General features: G+C 73.3%; 17 protein-coding genes. 7 read left to right on the top strand and 10 right to left on the bottom strand.

The window, feature by feature from the left end:
• From pgsA to MPTA5024_RS11785, 3 genes are all read left to right on the top strand, one after another.
• Nucleotides 1-703 (top strand): CDP-diacylglycerol--glycerol-3-phosphate 3-phosphatidyltransferase (pgsA, locus tag MPTA5024_RS11795; RefSeq protein ID WP_442922036.1); only part of this gene is annotated, 703 nt, incomplete at its 5' end.
• The gene (locus MPTA5024_RS11790) at nt 700-1,194 is read left to right on the top strand and encodes a CinA family protein (protein ID WP_036322397.1); all 495 of its coding nucleotides are present in this window, start codon (nt 700-702) and stop codon (nt 1,192-1,194) included. The genes pgsA and MPTA5024_RS11790, both read left to right, overlap by 4 nt.
• A gap of 253 nt (nt 1,195-1,447) precedes the next feature.
• On the top strand, nt 1,448-1,813 hold the full coding sequence (locus MPTA5024_RS11785; protein ID WP_036322396.1) for a helix-turn-helix domain-containing protein: 366 nt from the start codon (nt 1,448-1,450) through the stop codon (nt 1,811-1,813).
• On the opposite strand, the gene MPTA5024_RS11780 is transcribed toward MPTA5024_RS11785, so the two are convergent.
• Both MPTA5024_RS11780 and MPTA5024_RS11775 read right to left on the bottom strand, forming a co-directional pair.
• Nucleotides 1,810-2,646, bottom strand: a complete 837-nt coding sequence (locus tag MPTA5024_RS11780) for a DNA-formamidopyrimidine glycosylase family protein (protein WP_036322395.1) — start codon at nt 2,644-2,646, stop codon at nt 1,810-1,812. The two genes, MPTA5024_RS11785 and MPTA5024_RS11780, sit on opposite strands and share 4 nt — an antisense overlap.
• A 7-nt stretch (nt 2,647-2,653) precedes the next feature.
• Nucleotides 2,654-3,118 (bottom strand): RrF2 family transcriptional regulator, encoded by a 465-nt coding sequence (locus tag MPTA5024_RS11775; RefSeq protein WP_036322394.1) that lies wholly within the window; start codon nt 3,116-3,118, stop codon nt 2,654-2,656.
• Between the two features lie 96 nt (nt 3,119-3,214).
• Here MPTA5024_RS11775 and MPTA5024_RS11770 point away from each other — a divergent pair, with 96 nt between their 5' ends.
• Nucleotides 3,215-4,711 carry a cryptochrome/photolyase family protein gene (locus MPTA5024_RS11770; RefSeq protein WP_036322393.1) on the top strand — a complete coding sequence of 499 codons (1,497 nt, stop codon included), beginning with the start codon at nt 3,215-3,217 and terminating at the stop codon, nt 4,709-4,711.
• A gap of 21 nt (nt 4,712-4,732) precedes the next feature.
• Here the strand turns inward: MPTA5024_RS11770 and MPTA5024_RS11765 are convergent, their stop codons facing one another.
• A complete protein-coding gene (locus tag MPTA5024_RS11765) occupies nt 4,733-6,658 on the bottom strand; it encodes an endonuclease/exonuclease/phosphatase family protein (RefSeq protein ID WP_084369569.1) in 1,926 nt (641 codons plus the stop codon).
• A 175-nt stretch (nt 6,659-6,833) separates the two neighbouring features.
• On the opposite strand from MPTA5024_RS11765, the gene MPTA5024_RS11760 reads away from it, so the two are divergent.
• Nucleotides 6,834-8,012: an ROK family transcriptional regulator gene (locus MPTA5024_RS11760; protein WP_036322392.1), complete on the top strand. Its 1,179-nt coding sequence runs from the start codon at nt 6,834-6,836 to the stop codon at nt 8,010-8,012.
• 49 nt (nt 8,013-8,061) lie between these two features.
• Here MPTA5024_RS11760 and MPTA5024_RS11755 read toward each other — a convergent pair whose 3' ends face one another.
• From MPTA5024_RS11755 to MPTA5024_RS11740, 4 genes are all read right to left on the bottom strand, one after another.
• Nucleotides 8,062-9,621: a glycoside hydrolase family 3 protein gene (locus tag MPTA5024_RS11755; RefSeq protein ID WP_084369568.1), complete on the bottom strand. Its 1,560-nt coding sequence runs from the start codon at nt 9,619-9,621 to the stop codon at nt 8,062-8,064.
• 109 nt (nt 9,622-9,730) lie between these two features.
• Complete coding sequence (locus MPTA5024_RS11750) at nt 9,731-10,582, bottom strand: carbohydrate ABC transporter permease (protein WP_036322391.1); 852 nt, start codon at nt 10,580-10,582, stop codon at nt 9,731-9,733.
• Nucleotides 10,579-11,592, bottom strand: coding sequence for a carbohydrate ABC transporter permease (locus tag MPTA5024_RS11745; protein WP_051457956.1), 1,014 nt, complete (start codon nt 11,590-11,592; stop codon nt 10,579-10,581). The genes MPTA5024_RS11750 and MPTA5024_RS11745 overlap by 4 nt, the downstream gene beginning before the upstream one ends.
• 5 nt (nt 11,593-11,597) lie before the next feature.
• Nucleotides 11,598-12,929: a sugar ABC transporter substrate-binding protein gene (locus MPTA5024_RS11740; RefSeq protein ID WP_036322390.1), complete on the bottom strand. Its 1,332-nt coding sequence runs from the start codon at nt 12,927-12,929 to the stop codon at nt 11,598-11,600.
• A gap of 216 nt (nt 12,930-13,145) precedes the next feature.
• Here MPTA5024_RS11740 and MPTA5024_RS11735 point away from each other — a divergent pair, with 216 nt between their 5' ends.
• Together MPTA5024_RS11735 and MPTA5024_RS11730 are read left to right on the top strand one after the other, a co-directional pair.
• Complete coding sequence (locus MPTA5024_RS11735; protein WP_036322388.1) at nt 13,146-14,309, top strand: ROK family transcriptional regulator; 1,164 nt, start codon at nt 13,146-13,148, stop codon at nt 14,307-14,309.
• Between the two features lie 108 nt (nt 14,310-14,417).
• Nucleotides 14,418-15,113 (top strand): M15 family metallopeptidase, encoded by a 696-nt coding sequence (locus MPTA5024_RS11730; RefSeq protein ID WP_051457955.1) that lies wholly within the window; start codon nt 14,418-14,420, stop codon nt 15,111-15,113.
• Between the two features lie 31 nt (nt 15,114-15,144).
• On the opposite strand, the gene MPTA5024_RS11725 is transcribed toward MPTA5024_RS11730, so the two are convergent.
• The 3 genes from MPTA5024_RS11725 to MPTA5024_RS11715 are packed head-to-tail and all read right to left on the bottom strand — an operon-like array spanning nt 15,145 to nt 18,580.
• Entirely contained in the window at nt 15,145-17,067 is a 1,923-nt protein-coding gene (locus MPTA5024_RS11725; protein WP_051457954.1) for a N,N-dimethylformamidase beta subunit family domain-containing protein, read from the bottom strand.
• The gene (locus MPTA5024_RS11720) at nt 17,064-18,350 is read right to left on the bottom strand and encodes a condensation domain-containing protein (RefSeq protein ID WP_036323986.1); all 1,287 of its coding nucleotides are present in this window, start codon (nt 18,348-18,350) and stop codon (nt 17,064-17,066) included. Before MPTA5024_RS11720 ends, MPTA5024_RS11725 begins: the two co-directional genes overlap by 4 nt.
• A complete protein-coding gene (locus MPTA5024_RS11715) occupies nt 18,347-18,580 on the bottom strand; it encodes an acyl carrier protein (protein WP_036322387.1) in 234 nt (77 codons plus the stop codon). Before MPTA5024_RS11715 ends, MPTA5024_RS11720 begins: the two co-directional genes overlap by 4 nt.
• Between the last annotated feature and the right edge of the window lie 180 nt (nt 18,581-18,760).

Raw genomic sequence — 18,760 nt, 5'->3', positions numbered from 1 at the left:
GCTGGAGGCGGCGGGCCCGCCCGGGGCCGTGCCGGGGCCGCCGGCCCCGCAGGTCGCGGCCGTGCCCGCGCCGTCTCCGGCCGGATCCGCTGCGTCCGAGCCTGCGGGCGGTCCCGCCGGCGCCGCCGAGGCCGCCGCGCGTGCGCCGTCGGCGGTGAGTACGTGGAACATCGCGAACGCCCTGACGATCGCCCGGCTGGTCATCGTCCCGGTCTTCGCCGTCTTCCTCTTCCTGGAGGGCACGGGCTGGCGGTACGCCGCCCTCGGCGTCTTCCTGCTGGCCTCGCTGACCGACCAGCTCGACGGGTGGCTGGCCCGCAAGTACGGCCTGATCACCGATTTCGGCAAGATCGCCGACCCGATCGCGGACAAGGCCCTGATCGGCGCGGCCCTGGTCTGCCTGTCGTACCTGGGCGACATCCCGTGGTGGGTGACCCTGGTCATCATCGCCAGGGAGGCCGGGGTCACGCTGCTGCGCTTCCTGGTGATCCGGCACGGGGTCATCCCGGCGAGCTACGGCGGGAAGGTCAAGACGGTCCTGCAGATCGTGGCCATCGCGCTCTACATCGTGCCGGGCGTCCCCGGGGTCGTCCGGTGGGTGCCGCTCGGCGCCGCGCTGGTCGTCACGGTCGGCACCGGCCTCGACTACGTGGTCAGGGCGGTCCGGCTGCGGCAGGTGGCGAAGAGGGCGCGAGCCGCATGATGGGCGAGGCGGGCCAGGTCCTGTCGCTGCTGGTCCGCCGGGGCGCGACGGTGTCGGTGGCCGAGTCGCTCACCGGCGGGCTGATCGGCGCGACGATGACCGGCCCGATGGGGGCCTCCGCCGCCTTCCGCGGCGGCGTGATCGCCTACGCCACCGACCTCAAGGCGAGCCTGCTCGACGTGCCGTCCGACCTGCTCGACCGGGAGGGCGCCGTCCACCCGGAGGTCGCGGCGGCGATGGCGCGCGGGGTGCGGGCCCTCACCAAGTCCGACTACGGGCTGGCCGTGACCGGCGTGGCGGGGCCCGACCCGCAGGACGGCCGGCCGGTCGGGACGGTCCACGTGGCCCTGTGCGGCCCGGAGGAGCGGCTCTGGCACCGCGACCTCCTGCTTACCGGGGATCGTGACGGGATCCGTCTGGCGACGTGTCAGGAGGCTTTGAGCCTGCTTAGAGGTGTGCTGGAGGCAAATTTGGGGGAACATTCCGGGTGATTACCGCGTTACGTCCCCAGCGAACATGCTCGCCACGGTCTGCCGCGGTGTCCCCCTCTACAGGTACGGTGGAGCTGTGAGTGAGGTCCGTGAGCCATTGGCGAGGAGCAAGTCAGGCGCACGCCCGGCGAAGGGGCCGAGCGAATCAATGATGACGGCGAGGAGTATGTACGAAGGGCGTTCGAAGAAGGGGCGACATGAGCCCACCGCGCGAGGCGTCGTAAAGGCGCCCCCCCTGGGGAGGGAGCGACACATGATCCTGCTGCGTCAGCTGCTCGGTGACGTGCTGCGGCGGCTGAGGGTGCGGCAGAATCGCACCCTTCGCGAGGTCTCCACGTTGGCGCGTGTCTCACTCGGTTACCTGTCCGAGGTCGAGCGCGGCCAGAAGGAAGCGTCCTCGGAGTTGCTCGCCTCGATATGCGGCGCGCTCGGCGTGCCGTTGTCTCAGGTGTTGCGCGAGGTCTCCGACCAGTTCGCACTCGCCGAACTGCAGGCCGCCCCCGTTCTGGCAGAGGTGCCGGAGCACGAGCGCCTGGGCATTCCGGAGACCGTCCCCGGCGGCATCACCGGTCCCGAGTTCGACGGTTTCCCCGAGGTCAAGGACATGGTCGCCGCCTAGTCCGCCTGGCAGGCGCGGCACCAGTAGATCAGCCGTTCGTACGGCTGTGCCCCGATATCCCCACTACTGATCTCTGCCCCGCAACGACGGCAGGGGCGGTGTGCCCTGCCGTACACCAGTAGTGAGCGCCCGGGCCGGGCATCGCCCGTCGTGACCGGCAGCGGTGCGTCCTTGCTCGCCTCCATCAGATCGTGGGCGAGCCCGGCCAGCGCCTCCAGTTCGTCCGGCGTGATCGTCCCCACGGTGCGCCAGGGCGACAGCCGCGCGGCCCACAACGTCTCGGCGCGCCAGATCGTGCCGATCCCCGCCAGATCCCGCTGGTCCAGCAGGGCCTCGCCGATCGTGCGGCCCGGGTCCCTCGCCAGGTTCCGCGCGGCCAGCGCCGCGTCCCAGTCCGGGCCCAGCAGGTCGGGCCCGAGATGGCCGACCACCCGGTCCTCCCTGTCGGTGGGCACGAGGTCCACCATTCCCAGCTTGATCCCCACGGCCTGCCAGCGCGCGTTGGCCAGGATGAGCCGCACGACGTCGCCGCCCGGCACGCCGGAGCGTCCCCGCCCGCCCGCCCGGCCGTAGGCCTGCCCGGCCTGCCCGGCCTGCCCGGCGGGGCTCACCCGCCACGTCCCGTCCATCCGCAGGTGCGTGTGGACGGTCAGGCCGCCCTCGACGCGGGTCAGCAGGTGCTTGCCCCGGGAGATGGTGGTCAGCACCGTGCGCCCGCGCAGGTCGGCCGTGGCGTAGCGGGGCACCCGGAAGTCGCTGCGGGTCAGCATCCGGCCGTCGAGGGCCTCCCGCAGCCGCTTCGCCGTCCGGTAGACGGCGTCACCCTCGGGCACGGCCGGATCAGACCGGCATGTGGGAGTCCCACGCCGAGGGGTCGGAGGCCAGATCGGTCACCCTCGACGGGAGCTCGCCCTTGGCGATCTGCTCCAGGTTGACCTCCTCCAGGATGGCCCGCTCGCTGGCCCGCAGCGCGATCCACACCTGCTGGAGGGCCTGCGCGGCGCCCAGGTAGCCGACGTGCTCGGGGCGCTCGCCCCGGACGTTGGCCAGCGGGCCGTCCACCGCCCTGATGACGTCGGCCAGCGAGATCTGGCTGGCCGGGCGGGCCAGGACGTAGCCGCCCTCGGGACCCCGCTGGCCGCGCACCAGGCCGGCGCGCCGCATCTGCAGGAGGATGTTCTCCAGGTACTTGGGGGGCATCTCCTGCCCCTTGGCCAGCTCGCCCACCGTGGTGGGTCCCTCGCCGGCCGCGGCGAGCTCGGCGGCGGCACGGAGGGCGTAGTCGACGCGGGCAGAAAGTCGCATGTAGTCGATTATCCCGCCTGGTTGGCATTGGTATGACGTCAACCTGACAACTCGCCCCGCCCACGGGTGAGCCGTCGCGTCGTCCGACAATGCGGTATGGGGGACATCGGGAACGACGGCGGCAGGCGGTGGCTGTTCGCCGACCAGCTCGGCGGACACTTCCTCGACGCGCCCGGCCAGCCGGTGCTGCTGGTCGAGGCCACCTCGGTGCTGCGGAGGCGGCGCTTCCACCGGCAGAAGGCCCACCTCGTGCTGTCCGCGCTGCGGCACCGGGCGGCCGAGCTGGGCGACCAGGCGATCTTCGCCCAGGTGCGGACCTACCGGGAGGGGCTGGCCCTGGCCCCGGGCCCGCTGACCGTGTGCCGGCCGACCAGCCACGCGGCGGCCGCCTTCGTCGAGGGGCTGCCCGGGGTCGCCGTGCTCCCGCCCCGGGGGTTCGCCAGCACCGAGGAGGAGTTCGCGGCGTGGGCGGCCGGGCGCGGCCGTCGCCGGCTGCTGATGGAGGACTTCTACCGCGACGCCCGGCGGCGGCTCGACGTGCTCATGGACGGTGACGAGCCGGCCGGCGGGCGGTGGAACTTCGACCGCGAGAACCGGCGGCCGGCGCCGCGCGAGGCCGGACTCGGCCTGCCGCCGTCCTGGCGGCCCGAGGAGGACGAGATCGACGAGGGGGTCCGCCGGGACCTCGACCGGTGGGAGCGCGCGGGCGAGATGACGTTCGCCGGACGGGACGCCCCGCGGGCCCACCCCGCGACCCGGGACGAGGCGGTGGCGGCCCTGCGGGACTTCGTACGGCACCGGCTGCCGTTCTTCGGGCCCCACCAGGACGCCATGCTCGCGGCCGACCCCGTCATGGCGCACAGCATGCTGTCGCCCGCGCTCAACCTCGGGCTGCTCGACCCCATGGAGTGCGTACGGGCGGCCGAGGCGGCCCACCGGGACGGACGGGCGCCGCTGGCGAGCGTGGAGGGGTACGTCCGGCAGCTGATCGGCTGGCGCGACTACATGTGGCATCTCTACTGGCACTTCGGCCCGGACTACCGGCGCTCGAACGCGCTCGGGGCCCGCACCCCGCTGCCGCGCTGGTTCGACGACCTGGACGCGGACGCCGTGGAGGCCCGCTGCCTGTCGTGGGCGCTCGCGCAGGTCCGCGACCAGGGCTTCACCCACCACATCGTCCGGCTGATGGTGCTCGGCAACTACGCCCTCCAGCGGGGGTTCGACCCCGAGGCGCTGGCCGGCTGGTTCCACCGGTCGTTCGTGGACGGGTACGACTGGGTGATGATCCCCAACGTCGTCGGGATGTCCCAGCACGCCGACGGGGGGCGCCTCGCGACCAAGCCCTACGCCGCGGGCGGTGCGTACATCGACCGCATGAGCGACTTCTGCGGCGGCTGCCGCTACCGGCCCGACCGGAGGACCGGCGACGACGCCTGCCCCTTCACCGCCGGCTACTGGGCGTTCGTGGCCCGCAACGAGGAACTGCTGCTGGCCAACCCGCGCACCGCGCGGGCCGCCAGGGGCATGCGCCGGCTCGCGGACATCGACGAGGTCCGCGCGCGCGAGGCCCGGCGCGGCGACGCGCCTCCCTGACGCACGCCGAGCCGGGGACGCTCACGTGAGGCGCAGGCGCACCACCACGGGCAGGTGGTCGGAGTACGGCACGCGGGGGGCGTCGGCCGACACCGCGGTCAGCCCCGGGCTGATCAGCACGTGGTCGATCCGCCTCACCGGACGGTCGGCCGGCGAGGTCGGGGGGTCGCCGAGCGCGCGCAGCGGATCGGTCAGCCCGGCCGCCTCCAGCACCCGCATCGCCGGCTCCTCCGGCGTCGTGTTGAGGTCGCCCGCCAGGATCACAGGGATCGGGTCGCCCGCCCCGGCCCTGGACGGCAGGGCGTCGGCCCGCAGCCGGCGGACGATCGCCGCGACCTCGGGCGCCTGCCCTGGCGGCGACTGGAGGTGGGTGTTCACGATGCCCACCCGGCGGCCGCCCACGTCCAGCACGATCGACTGAGCCTGGGCGCCGGTGGGGTACCCGTGCCGCCCCAGGCGCACCGACTCCACCCGCGCGACGGGCAGGTCGGTGAGCACGGCGTCGCCCCACAGCCGGTCCGCCGCCCAGGCGAAGTGGTAGCCCATGCCGAGGCCCCGGGCGATCCTGGCCAGGTCGTCGTGGCCGCCGTTGAGCAGCCAGCCGCGGTCGACCTCGCTCAGCAGCACCACGTCGGGGTGCCGCGCGCGGGCCCAGGCGGCGATCCTGTCGAGGTCGAGCCGCCCGCCGAGCCCGTACCCCATCCGGATGTTGTACGCGATCAGCGTGAACTCCGGCCCGGGGACCGGCCGCTCGGCCGGGTGCGGCTGCCAGGTGAGCAGGCCGATGAGGAGGGCGGCCGACAGCGTGGCCCGCTTCCACCGGCGGGGCGCCGACCGAAGGGGGCCGGCGCCGCGCCACCGTCCCCGGGACCCGCCCGCCCAGGCGACCCCGGCGACGAGCACGGCGACGGCCACCGGCACCAGGCCGTTGGGGAAGCCGAGGTCGGCGTCGTAGGCCGCGTAGTAGAGGAACACCGCGACCAGGAACACCAGCATTCCGGCGAGGACGGCGCCGCCCGCCCGTGAGGTCCGGCGCGGGCCGTCGGCCTCCCCGTGGGGCAGCCCCGCGAGGCCGGCGCAGGCGCCGAGGGCGACCGTCGCGACGAGGACCGGCAGGACGGGGAACGAGCCCGCCTGCTCGATCGCGATCCCGAGCACGAGGAAGATCCCCGCCATCGGTCCCCAGACAACGGTCCACGCGCACAGGGCCGCCCCGACCATCGCGGCCACCCGGACGGCGACGCCGAGGGCGGCAAGCGGCGCCGCGATCTGGTGGTCCTCCACGGACAGCAGCCCGGCCTGGCCGAAGTACATCCCCGTCAGCAGCAGCATCGGGCCGAACAGGAACCAGACGGCCGCGGGAGCGGGATCGGCCGGCGCCTGCGAGAGCCGTACGGACCACAGGAAGGCGGCGCAGAGGGCGAGGACGGCGAGCCAGGGGAGCGGGCCGTCCCGCCACACGAGGTCCATCTGGCCGAGTGCGAAGTGGACGGCGACCGAGGCCGCCAGGCCCCCCGTCAGCCCGGCGGGCACCCAGGCCGCGGCCGTCGTCCGGGCCGACCCGTACAGGAACACCAGGCCGGCCGTGACGCCGGCGGCGGAGACGAGGAGCTGCGGGGTGCCGCCGTCGGTCGCCTGCAGGGCGATCCGCGCGGCCGCCAGCAGCGCCGCGCCGGCGACCCGGAGGAGGCGCGGCGGCACGACGCGCGACAGCGGGACCGCCGCGAACGGCAGCGCGAACCACAGCGCGGCGAACAGGCCCATGCGCTCGGGAGGGGTCTCGCCCGCCCGGCCGTACAGGGTGATGAGCGACGGCAGGAACACGCGTAATGTGTCGAACAGGAGCAGCACGCCGCCGGCGAGCGCGACGAGCGGCCACGGCGCGGGGGCGTCGGCGGGCGGGCCGGGGCGGGAGCCGGGACGGGGCTCGGCGGTCGTGCCGGTCATGGGCGCTCCTCACAGGCGACATGAGTGATCCTCACGTCCCGTGGGAGCGGTATCAAGAGGGCGGCCCGGACCGGTCCGCGCCCTTGTGGGCTCGCTAAACTTGCTGGAAACTTTGTTGACGATTCGCGGGAGCGATCGTGTCACCGCGACGGGGGCGACCATAGAAAGCAGGAGCATGGAGCGACGCCCTGGCGTGCCCAGGCTGCTCCGGGAGATCAATGACCGGGCCGCCCTGGAGTTGCTGCTCGCCTCGGGGCCCCTGACGCGCGGCCAGATCGGCGAGATGACCGGCCTGTCCAAGGTCACCGCGTCCCAGACGCTGGCCCGCCTCGAGGAGCGCGGGCTGGTCGAGGTCGTCGGGGAGCAGGCGGGCAACCGCGGCCCCAACGCCGCCCTGTACGGCGTGATCGCCTCGTGCGCGTACGTCGCGGGGCTCGACGTCGGGCCCGACTCGGTGACGGCCGCGATCGCTGACATCAACGGCGACATCGTCGGCGAGGCGACCGCCTCGCCGAACGGCCACGACGACCCGGTCTCGATCGTCCACAACGCCGTCATGCGGGCCTGCCGGTCGGGGAAGGTCGCGCTGTCGCGGCTGCGCGGCGTCGTCATCGGCACGCCGGGCGTCGTCGACCCGCGCACGGGAGACGTGCGGTTCTCGTTCGACCTGCCCCACTGGCACGAGGGCATACACGAGGCGCTCGCCCGCGACCTGCGCCGCGACGTCACGATCGAGAACGACGTGAACCTCGCGGCCATCGCGGAGCGGGCGAAGGGGGCGGCCCAGGGGGTCGACGACTTCGTCCTGGTCTGGGTGGGCCGCGGCATCGGCCTCGCCGTCGTCCTCGGCGGGCGGCTGCACCGCGGCAGGTCGGGGAGCGCGGGCGAGATCGGCTACCTGCCCGTGCCCGGCGTCCCTCTCGCCGAGGACGTCAAGGCCACGCCCGGCCGCCTGCCCTCCCTGGCCGGCGGCCTCCAGTCGCTCGTCAGCTCCGAGGCGGTGACGGAACTGGCCCGCGAGTACGGCTTCAGCGCGGACGGCGCGGCCGGCTGCGTCACGGCCGCCGTGGCGGCCGGGGACGCCGGCGACCGCCTGCTCGACGAGATCGCCTCCCGGCTCGCGCTCGGCGTGGCCTCGGTGTGCGTGGTGCTCGACCCGGGCCTGGTGGTGCTGGCCGGCGAGGTGGGCCAGGCGGGCGGCGCCGCGCTGACCTCCCGGGTGGAGGAGGCGGTGGCCCGCATCTGCCCGATACGTCCCGAGGTGGCTGTCACCGGCGTCGAGGGCAACCCCGTGCTGCGCGGCGCGGTCCTCGCCGCGCTGGATCAGGCCCGCGAGGAGATCTTCGCCTCCTGACGCCCGTACGGCCCGGGACGCCTGCCCCGGGCCGTGGTCACGTGGCCGTTCAGGCGGTCAGCAGCTCGACGGCGGCCTGGGTGTTCGCCCGGGCCGCGCCGTACGTCGCGATGTAGGCGCCGGCCGCGGGACGCCAGATCGGCAGGCCCATCTCCACGACGACCGCGTCGGGGCGTCCGGCGACCAGCGCGGACACGAGCGCCCTGGTGCGCGGGTGGCGGTGGGCGTCCTTCACCACGACGATCAGTGAACGGCCCCGGGCCCGGCCGAGCAGCGCGGCGGTGTCCGCCTCGTCCGGCTTCACGCGGACGACCTCCGCGTCGGGCAGCCAGGGGGACACGCCCCACGGCACGTCGCCGACGGCGATGGTCGGCGGGGTGTCGACCTCCACCACGAACGGGTCCACCAGCGGCGCGGCCGACCCGGTCAGGGACACGGCGCGGCGGGCGGCGTCCAGGCCGACGACCGTGCTCTCGCCGGCGTCCCGGTAGGGGGCGGCGAACCAGTCGCGCAGCCGGTCGGTCCGCTCGTTCGCCTCCTCCAGCCGCTCGGCGGGCAGCCGCCCGTCGGCGACCGCGTCCACGATCGCGGCCAGCAGCAGCGTGATCTCCTCGGGCGTCGGCAGCGGGCCCAGGCACAGCAGGTCGGCGCCCGCCGCCAGGGACATGACCGCGCCGCCGCCGAGGCCGACGCCACGGGAGATCGCGTGCATGTCGAGCGCGTCGGTGATCACCACGCCGTCGTAGCCCATCTCCCGGCGCAGCAGGGCCGTCAGCGTCTCGGCGCTGAGCGTGGCGGGCAGGCCGCCGGTCAGGCCGGGCACCGCCACGTGCGCGGTCATGATCGACTTCGTGCCCGCCTCGATCGCGGCCCGGAAGGGCACCAGTTCGCGCTCGCGCAGCAGGTCGAGGGAGGCGTCCACCAGAGGGATCTCCAGGTGGGAGTCCTGCCGGGTGGCGCCGTGGCCGGGGAAGTGCTTGACGCAGGCCGCGATCCCGAGGGCCTGGAGCCCCCGGACGGCGGCGACCGTGTGGCGCGCCACGAGCTCCGGCGACGAGCCGAAGGACCGCGTGCCGATGATCGGGTTGTCGTCTACGGTGTTGACGTCGGCCACCGGGCCCATGTCGAGGTTCACCCCGCAGTGGGCGAGGCCGGCGGCCATCGAGCGGTAGACGCGCTCGGTGAGCTCCACGTCGTCGACCGCCCCGAGGGCGGCGTTGCCCGGGTAGGGGCTGCCGGTGTGGTAGGCGAGCCGGGTGACGTCGCCCCCCTCCTCGTCGAGCGAGATGACGGGCCGCCCTGCCCCCGTGAGCTGGGCGGTGAGCGAGGCCATCTGCTCGGGCCCCTCGACGTTGAAGCCGAAGAGCGTGACGCCGCCCAGGCCGTCCTCCAGGCCGCGAAGCACCCAGTCGGGCGCGGCGGTGCCCCGGAAGGCGGCGAGCAGCGTGCCCGCCGCGAGGCGGACGAGTCCCCGATCGCCGGCGTCAGCGATCAAGCCGGCGATCCCCCGGCGCGGCCCGCTGTCGCGGGCGCCGTCGGTCCCGGGGTCCGGGAGGGGGTCGCGGGACTTGGCGATCCCTGTCGGCAGGGGATCGCGGGTCGCAGACATGGTGTCTCGACTCCTTAGGTGGGTGTGTGTGCTTACTCGGTGGACGGGCAGGCCGGTTACGGCCAGGCCCTTGTGGGGCCGTGGCCGTTGGATGCCCGGAAAAGGGGGGTCAACCCTTGACTGCGCCCGCGACCAGGCCGGAGACCATGCGCCGCTGGACCAGAAGGAAGAAGGCGAGGACCGGGATGGTCATCAGGGTCGAGGCAGCCATGATGCCGCCCCAGTCGGTCGACCGCTGGCCGACGAAGAACTGCAGCGCGACCGGCATCGTGTACTTGCCCTGGTCTCCGATGAGGGTGAGGGCGTAGACGAACTCGTTCCACGTGGTGATGAACGAGAAGATGCTGGTGGCCACCAGGCCGGGCGCGACGAGGGGGAACAGCACGCGCCAGAACGTGGTGAACCGGCTGGCGCCGTCGATCCAGGACGCCTCCTCCAGCTCCTTCGGGACGGCCGCGACGAACGTGCGGAGCATCCAGACGGAGAACGGGAGCGTCAGGCCGACGTTGATGATGATCAGGCCGAGCAGCTGGTCGTACAGGCCGAGCCGCTTGACCATGGTGAACAGCGGGATCAGCAGCGCCTCGGCCGGGACCATCTGCACGATCAGCAGCAGGATCAGGAACGAGGTGCGGAAGCGGAAGCGGAAGCGCGCCACCGCGGTCGCCGCGAGCAGGGCGAACACCGCGCCGATCACCACGGCGCTGACCGCCACGAACGTGCTGTTGAGCAGGTACTGCCAGATGGAGTGACCGGCGACGCCCTTGGTGAAGACCCGTGAGACGTGGTCGAGCGAGGGCGGGCTCGGGAACGGGATGAACGTCGTGGTGAAGATCTGGTCGTTGGGCTTGAAGGCCGTCGTGACCATCCAGTACACGGGGAAGACCGCGAAGAGGAACACCGCGACGCCGGCGGCGTTGAGCGCGGCTGCGCCGAGCCTCTTGCGGGCGAGCGGGCTCATCGGACGTCCTCCGTCTTCACGATCTGCCGGACGTACACGAAGGTGATCACCAGCAGGATGCCCGTCAGGACCACGGCGATGGCCGCGCCGAGGCCCATCTTGGGCGGGCTGCTGAACGCCTCCGCGTAGCTCCACAGCGAGAGGTTGAAGGCGTCGCGGTTCACCGTGCCGCCCGCCAGCAGGTAGAGCTGCGTGAAGACCTTGAAGTCCCAGATGATCGACAGCACGACCAGCACGGCGAAGACCGGCTTGAGCAGCGGGAAGGTGATCTTCCTGAACGTCGTGAACGCGCCCGAGCCGTCCATCCGCGCCGCCTCGTACAGCTCGGCCGAGATGCTCTTGAGCCCGGCGAGGACCGACACGGCGATGAACGGGAACGACGCCCAGACCACGGCGACGATCAGCACGAAGTAGAGCGTGCTCGTGTCGTTGAACCACGGCTGGCCGCTCCAGTCGGACCGGCCGAAGACCAGGCTCGACAGCCAGTCGGGCAGCAGGTTCAGCGTCCAGTTGACCACGCCGGAGTCGGAGTCGAACAGCCACTTCCACACGATGGCCTGCGCGGTGGGCGGCGTCGCCCAGGCGGACATGATGCCGATGATCACGAACGTCGACATCTTCCTGCCCAGCCTGTTGAGCAGGAGGCCGACCAGCGTGCCGAGGATCAGCGTGAACGCCACGGCGAGGACGGCGAACACGACCGTGTTGCGCAGCGACGACCAGAACAGGTCGGAGCTGAGGATCTGCTGGTAGTTGTCGGTCCCCACGAACTCGGCCGGCGCCGGATTCGTCACCTTGATCTGGCGCAGCCCGACCTTGTGGAAGGACATGTCGACCATCTGGTACAGCGGGTAGAGCAGCAGCGCAGCGATGACCAGAAGGCCGGGCAGGAGGAGGACGTACGGGACCGCCTTGTCGGACAGGCCGGACCTGCGCGCCCTCGGTGGCGTACGCCGCGACGGGGCGGAGTTGTCGGCTCCGCCCCGGGCGACCAGTGACGTCTGGGTCATGATCCCTACTGGTTGAGGATCGTCTCAAGCTCGGAGTTCGCGTCCGTCAGAGCCTGGTCGACGCTCTTCTTGCCCTCGATCACCGACCGGGCGGCGTTCTGCAGCACGGCCTTGGTGTCGTTGGCCTCCGCCCAGTTGGGGCTGGCGGGGAAGCCCTTGGCCACCTTGAAGGTGTCCGTGAACGGCTTTTGGGTGGGGTCGCTGCCCAGCTGCTCCAGCGCGTCGGGGTAGAGCGGGAGTAGGCCGCCCTCCTTGGCGTACCGCACGCCGAACTCCTTGCCCGCGGCCAGCTTCAGGTACTCGGCGGCGAGCTCGGGGTTCTTGGTGTCCTTCCAGATGGCGATGTCGTTGCCGCCCTGGAAGGCCGGAGCCGGGCCGCTGCCGTCCTTGGACGGGAGCGAGAAGAAGGCCATCTTCGACTCGTCGATCTTGCCCTTGCTCTGCTCCTTGATCGCGGCGATGTCCCAGCCGCCGGTGACGTACATGCCGACCTTGCCGGCCGCGAAGCGCTGGGCGATGTCGACGCTGTTCTGGGTGAGGCGGCCCTTGCCGGACACGGCGTCCTTGGACACCAGGTCCGTGTAGAACTGGAAGCCCTCCTTGAAGCCCGGCTGGGTCAGCTCGCCGACCCACTTGCCGTTCTCGAACTTCGCGAAGTCGCCGCCGGCGGACCAGACGAACGGGGACAGCGACATGTTGGCGTCGGAGCCGCCGTTGAAGGCGAAGCCGTCGACGTCCTTGCCCTCCTTGTCGACGATCGTCTTGGCCGCCGCGACCAGGTCGTCCCAGGTCTTCGGCACCTCGATGCCGAGCTTGTCGAACCAGTCCTTGCGGTACAGGACGGCCCGGGTGCCGCCGCCCCACGGCGCCGCGTAGATCTTGCCGTCGATCGTCTCGTAGCTCCACAGGTTCTGCGGGATCTGCTGGAGCTCGGTGTCGCCCTTGACGATGTCGGTGACGTCGGTGAGCGCGTCCTGGGCGACCCAGGCGGCCACCTGGTCGTTGCCGAACTCGGTGACGTCTGGGCCCTCGCCGCCGGCGAGCGCCGCCGTCCACTTCTTCTGCGCGTCCGGCCAGGGGACCCACTGGACCTTGACGTCGGCCCCCGTCTTCTGCTTGAACGCCGCGTTCAGGTCGTCCATGTACTTGGTGAAGACGTCTGTGGGGGCACCAAGACGCCACACGGTAAGGGTCTGGCCGGCGAACTTGGGACCGTTGGCCGAGGCGGCGTTGGTCGGCGTCGTCTTGCCGGAGTCGTCGCTGCTTCCGCAGGCGGCGAGTCCCAGGGCCAGGGCAGCGGTCGCGGTGCTCGCGGCCACGATCTTCACGATCTTCACGGGTGGTTCTCTCCCTTCCCGGCTTCGCGTCGGGGGTGCGCCTCGTGGGGGGTGTCGGCGGGCCGCTCACCTGGTGAAGGCGCTCTCCTTTCGGTCGGCGCTCATGGCGTCCCGAGGCTTGATCGGTTGCCTCCGGGGTGGCTGCGGCTAAACTAACAAGAAACTTTCTTAAAAAAAACCCGCGTTAGCGGATCGTGACGAGAGGGGAACCAGCCGGTGCCTCAACGACCGGGAACACCACGGCTGCTGCGTCAGATCAACGACCGGGCGGCATTGGAGCTGCTCCTCTCGAAGGGCCCGCTGACCAGGGCCGAGTTGGGAGAGCTTACCGGGCTCTCCAAGGTGACGTCGGGCCAGCTCCTGTCGCGTCTGGAGACCCGCGGCCTGGTCACTGCGGCGGGCGAGCGGCCCGGCGGGCGCGGCCCCAACGCGGCGCTGTACGGCGTCAACCCGTCCAGCGCGTACGTCGCGGGCCTGGAGGTCCTCCCCGACAGCGTGACGGCCGGCGTTGCCGACATCACCGGGACGGTCGTCGCGGAGGTGACGGTGGACCCGAGTGACGCGGGGGACCCGGTCCGGGTGGTCCACGAGGCCGTGCTGCGGGCGTGCGAGACGGCGAGCGTGGAGCTGGGGCGGCTGCGCTGCTTCGTGATCGGCACCCGCGGCGTCGTCGACCCGGTCAGCGGCGATGTCCGGTACTCCTTCGACCTCCCGGCCTGGCACGTCGGCATCCTGGCTGGGCTGCGCGAGCTGCTGGGCGACTGCGTGATCATCGAGAACGACGTGAACCTGGCCGCGCTCGCCGAGCAGACGTACGGCGCGGCGCGCGGGGTGGAGGACTTCGCGATCCTGTGGGCCGGCGTCGGCCAGGGACTCGGGGTGATGCTGGGCGGCAGGCTGCACCGCGGCATCACCGGCGGCGCGGGCGAGATCGGCTGGCTCCCCGTTCCCGGCGAGCCGCTGCCGAGCGACGTGAGGGCGCCGCAGACCGGGTCGTTCCAGCGTCTCGTCGGAGGAGAGGCGCTGGGGGGCCTGGCGCGCGAGCACGGCATCCAGGAGGAGGCGGGGGTCGCCGGCCTGGTCCGCACGGCCCTGGCCACCGGGAACCACGGCTTCATCGAGGACCTGGCGGGCCGGCTGGCGGTCGGCGTCGCGGCCGTGGCGGTGGTGCTCGACCCGGGGCTGGTGGTGCTGAGCGGCGACATCGGCAGGGCCGGCGGCGACGCGCTGGCCGCCCGTGTGGAGGAGGCCGTGGCGCGGGTGTGCCCGAGCCGGCCGAGCGTCGCCGTGACCGGCGTCGAGGGCAACCCCGTGCTGCGCGGCGCGATCGTCGCCGCCCTCGGCCGGGCCAGGGACGAGGTCTTCTCCGACACGGTGTGAGGCACCGGGTGGGACGGCGGGTGACCCGCTGGGTGGGACGGCGCCGTGCGGCCGCCGGCGGGCCTCCTCCCGAGTGGCGGAGTTCCGGCGGGCGATAGGTTGCTGCGCATGCCTGATGCTTCCCGCGACTGCCTCGACGTGTCCCCGATCGCCCTCGGCGCCGCCGAGGTGGTGCTGATCTCGGATCCCCGCGTGACCTCCATCCCGGTGGAGGAGTGCGGAGAGGCACTGGGCGACGTGCGGGGGAGGCTGCGGGTGGACGGCCGGCTGGCCGACCCGGCCGGCGCCTACGCCCATCTGCGTGAGGGGCTGCTGACCCGCCTGGAGGAGGCGCAGCGCCTCCTGCCCGCCGGGTGCAACATCCTGGTCGTCGAGGGCTACCGGCCGCCGGCGCTGCAGAAGCGGTACTTCGAGGAGTACAAGGAGGACCTGAGGTCCGCCTACCCCGGTCTGTCGGAGGCGGAGCTGCACGTGGCCGCCAGCCGGTACGTCTCGCCCATCGAGGTCGCCCCCCACACGGCGGGCGCGGCCGTGGACCTCACGCTGTGCGACGACGACGGGCGCGAGTTCGACATGGGCACGGCCGTCAACGCCAACCCCGAGCAGAGCGACGGCGCCTGCTACACCGCGGCCCCCACCATCGGACGGCAGGCACGGCGGCACCGGGAGATCCTCGGCGGGGCGCTGGAGGCGGCCGGTCTCGTCAACTACCCGACGGAGTGGTGGCACTGGTCGTACGGCGACCGGTACTGGGCGATGACCCGCGGGGTCCCGGCCGCCCGGTACGGCCCGGTCGACCTCTGACCTCCTCCCGCCCCGCATCCGGCGCGTCCGATCAGGTCCAGGGGCCGGCGGCGGGCCGCCAGCGCAGCGGCCGGCCGGCGCCCGCCGACACCAGCCGTCCGGCGTGGGCCGTGAGGACGGTCGCCCCCGGGGCCTCGCCCAGGTCCGTCCAGGCGGCGGGCGCGGCGGCGGGCGGCCGGGTGCGGACGCGGTGGCCGGCGCCGAGCGCGTAGAGGCTCCCGTTGCTCCCGCTGAGGGCGACGGCCCCGCCCGAGTCGCCGGCGTCCCGCCAGGGGGAGGGGCCGGTCCTGGCGAGGTCGCCGAAGGGCAGCGCCCACAGGCGGCCCCGGGACGTCGCGGCGAAGAACGTGGAGTCGTTGACGGCCAGGGCGACGGTGTCCGGGGGGACCCGCCCGACGTCCGCCCAGTCGGCGGGCTCCTGCGTGTCCGGCCGGTGGCGGAGCACCCCTGCGGGGGTCACGCCGTACAGGCCGGTGGGGAGCCCGCCGGCCGCCTCGCGGGGCGCGTCGAGGCAGAGCACCCCTCCGCCGGAGCCGATCGGCCGCCACCGCAGGTTCTGCCCGCACAGCTCGCGGGTGAGCAGAACGCCGTCGGTGCTGACGGCGTACAGGGTCCGCCCGGAGGCGGCCAGCGCGCGCAGGTCCGCGACGGGCCCGACGACCTCCCACTCCGTGCGGGCGGGCCGGGAGAGCCGGTCGAGGACGTTGCGGGTGATCCGGTCGACGACCGGGTCGTGCAGGGTGTTGCCCCAGTTGACGGTCGCGGCGTTGAACACCGTGCCCCGGCCCCGGGTGAACAGGCCCATGGTCGCCCAGCCGCCCTGGCCGTACGCGCTCCAGTGCCGCAGGTCGGCGGTGGCGAGCACGACGAACGACGAGGGCGTGCCGTCCCGGCAGGTGACCCGGGGCACGCCGAGGACCTCCTCGAACTCGGCCGCGTCGGTCTCGTAGCCGAGCGCGCCCTGGCCGAACTTGTCGCCGTCGGTCAGGCCGGTGCCCTCGAAGACCCAGTGCCCGGCGAAGCGGACCGTGTACGACTCCTCCCGCATGAGGGCCATCGACGGCCCCCAGGCGCCGGCGCCGTTGCGGAAGCTCACGCCGGTCAGCGTGTTCTCCGGCCGGTCGACGGGGGCGCTCGACCACTCGACGGTGGTCAGCGCGGGGTCGTCCACGGGGTCGGCCAGCGGGTCGCGGTGGCAGACCATGGTCCGGCCCTCCATCCGGATCTGCCACCAGCAGGTGTTGCCGGAGAAGAACGCGATGTTGCCGCCGCGCCGGGCGAAGTCCTCGCAGGCGTCGCGCATGGGGGCCGACCAGTACTCGTCGTGCCCGTTCACGACCAGCAGCCGGTAGGCCGACAGGAGACCCGGGTCGAGGTCGAGCCCGGAGCAGTACTCCACCGTGTAGCCGGCCGGGCCGAGCCAGCGCAGCAGGCCGTCCTCCCACCGCTCGGGAGGCGGGCCGCCGCCGGGGCGGTCGAACGTCACCCGGGCCGCCCGGTCGGGCTGCTCGGTCCAGTAGACGCTCTCGCCGGGCACGCCGGCCCGGTTGTAGGCCTGCCACGTGGTGAACGGGATCGACACGAGGATCGGCGACGCCGAGCCCGGGACGGCCTGCCGTACGACGAAGTAGACCTCGTCGTCGGAGCTCGTCCCGGTCCCGGGCAGGTCGCCGGTCGCACGGGGGACGGGCACCCCGGTCTCGGGCGGCCCGGGCGTGAACCGGGCCCGGTAGAGCGAGCTCGGCCACGTCTCCGGCACCCGCAGCGCCCACTCGGGCCCCCGCACCGAGTCGGCCAGGACGAGCCGGTCGCTCGTCACGTCGTGGACCGTGACCCCCACCGTCGCCGAGGTGTCCAGCCGGAACTCCAGCGTCCCGCCCTGGGCGCACGACGTGGCGGCCGCGTACGCGCGGACGACGGGCTCACCGGGGTGGCGGACGCCGGAGGAGGTCATCGCAGCGCCGCCTCGACCAGCAGCCGTTCCAGCTCGACGAGGAACCGCTCCATGTCCGCCCTCGTCAGCCACCGCGTGTCGGCCGTCAGCGAGATCCGCCCGCCCTCGTTGACGTGCACGCAGAAGCGGCAGTTGAGCCGGTCCTGGCTGAGCGGCCAGGCGATCCGCGTCGCGTCCAGCGCCTCCTTGATCGGCGCCTCGTCGCGGTAGACGGCCCGCTCCGCGAAGCGCATGTCGTTGAAGCAGCAGTACGGGTGGACGGGGACGCCGCGGTCGCGGCTCGCCTCGGCCACCACCCGTTCGCGGTCGCCCGGGTCGTGGTAGCCGCTCCGGTACGCCCGTAGGACGGCGGGCCGGGCCCGCGCGAGCAGGTCGGCGAAGCCCTCCTCCACCATGTCCAGGACGAACAGGCCCTCCTGGGACAGCGTGGTGACCGCCGCGCGGGTGTCGTGGCGGAAGCGGTTGCCCACGATCGGCAGCACGGCGACGGTCTCGTGGCCGGTCAGCTCCGCCACCATCGCGCTCACGGCCGTCAGCAGCACGGTCGAGGTGCTCGCGCCGTGCCGGACGGCCAGGCGCTGGGCGGCCATGTCGGCCGCCGGGGAGGTGAGCAGGGCCCGCCGGATCGGCGGCCGCTCGGCCGCCCCCGAGGCCACGTGGAACATCGTGGGCGGGATCCTGCGGTGCTCGCGCTCCCAGTGGGAGGCCGCGCCCGCGGCCTGCCGGCGGCCGGCCGCCGAGCCCTGCCACCGGGCGAGGTCGAGCGGCTGCGGCGGCGGCCCCTCGCGGAGGCCGCCGCGCAGCAGGATGAGCCGCAGGTCCCGCAGGACGCGCTCGGCCCCGAGCCCGTCGGCGGCCATGTGGCAGAACGCGAGGACGACGTGCGTGACCTCCTCGCCGGCGGCGGAGCCCTCCGTCACCAGCGCCACGCGCAGCGGCCACTCCCTCTCGTAGTCGAAGGCCGTGCCGCACAGCTCCGCCAGCACGGCCTCGGGGTCCCGCTCCGGCGCGATCGCGACCTCGACGGCGCCCCGGTCGCGCAGGTCCTGGCGGGGGCCGGGCGCGACCAGCGTCCGCAGCGCCTCGTGCCGCTCGACCAGCAGGCCGACGGCCCGCGACACGTGGGCCACCGACGCGGGCCGCGCCCCCCGCGGCACCTCCAGCACGCGCCCGAAGTTGAAGTAGCGGTCGTCGGGGGCGGTCCGCCCGATGGCGTCCCAGATCGCCCGCTGGCCCCACGTGAGCGGGGCCGTGCCGGAGCGCGCGCCGGAGAATGCGATCATCGGGCCGCCGACACCCAGGCCGCCAGGCCGTCCAGGCTGTCGAGGAACGAGACGTCGCCGCCGAGGTCGATCTCCACGCCGTACTCCCGTTCCAGCGCGTCGATGAGCCGCATCTGCGCGAGCGAGGTGACCCCGATGTACGACAGCGGGACCGTCGCCGCCATCACCTCGGCGGCGCTGACCTGTCCGTCGCACGACTCCGACACCAGCTCCGCCAGTCTCTCCTTCATCTCCTGCCTCCCTGCCGGGTTCCTGATCCACCGGTTCCGATACTGGCCGCTCCCCGGGCCGCGTCTCGACCGCTTTACGGACCTCTCCCGCCCGTGTTCCGGCCCGGGTTCCGCGGACGAGGAGTCCGGCAGGGCCTCCGTGATCCCCGCGTGCCCTGATCCCCGCGTGCCGTGGGACGT

This window comes from Microbispora sp. ATCC PTA-5024 (genome assembly GCF_000511135.2).
Taxonomy (GTDB): domain Bacteria; phylum Actinomycetota; class Actinomycetes; order Streptosporangiales; family Streptosporangiaceae; genus Microbispora; species Microbispora corallina.
Note: the sequence above shows the minus strand (reverse complement) of the source record. Positions and strands in the feature narration are given on the sequence as shown.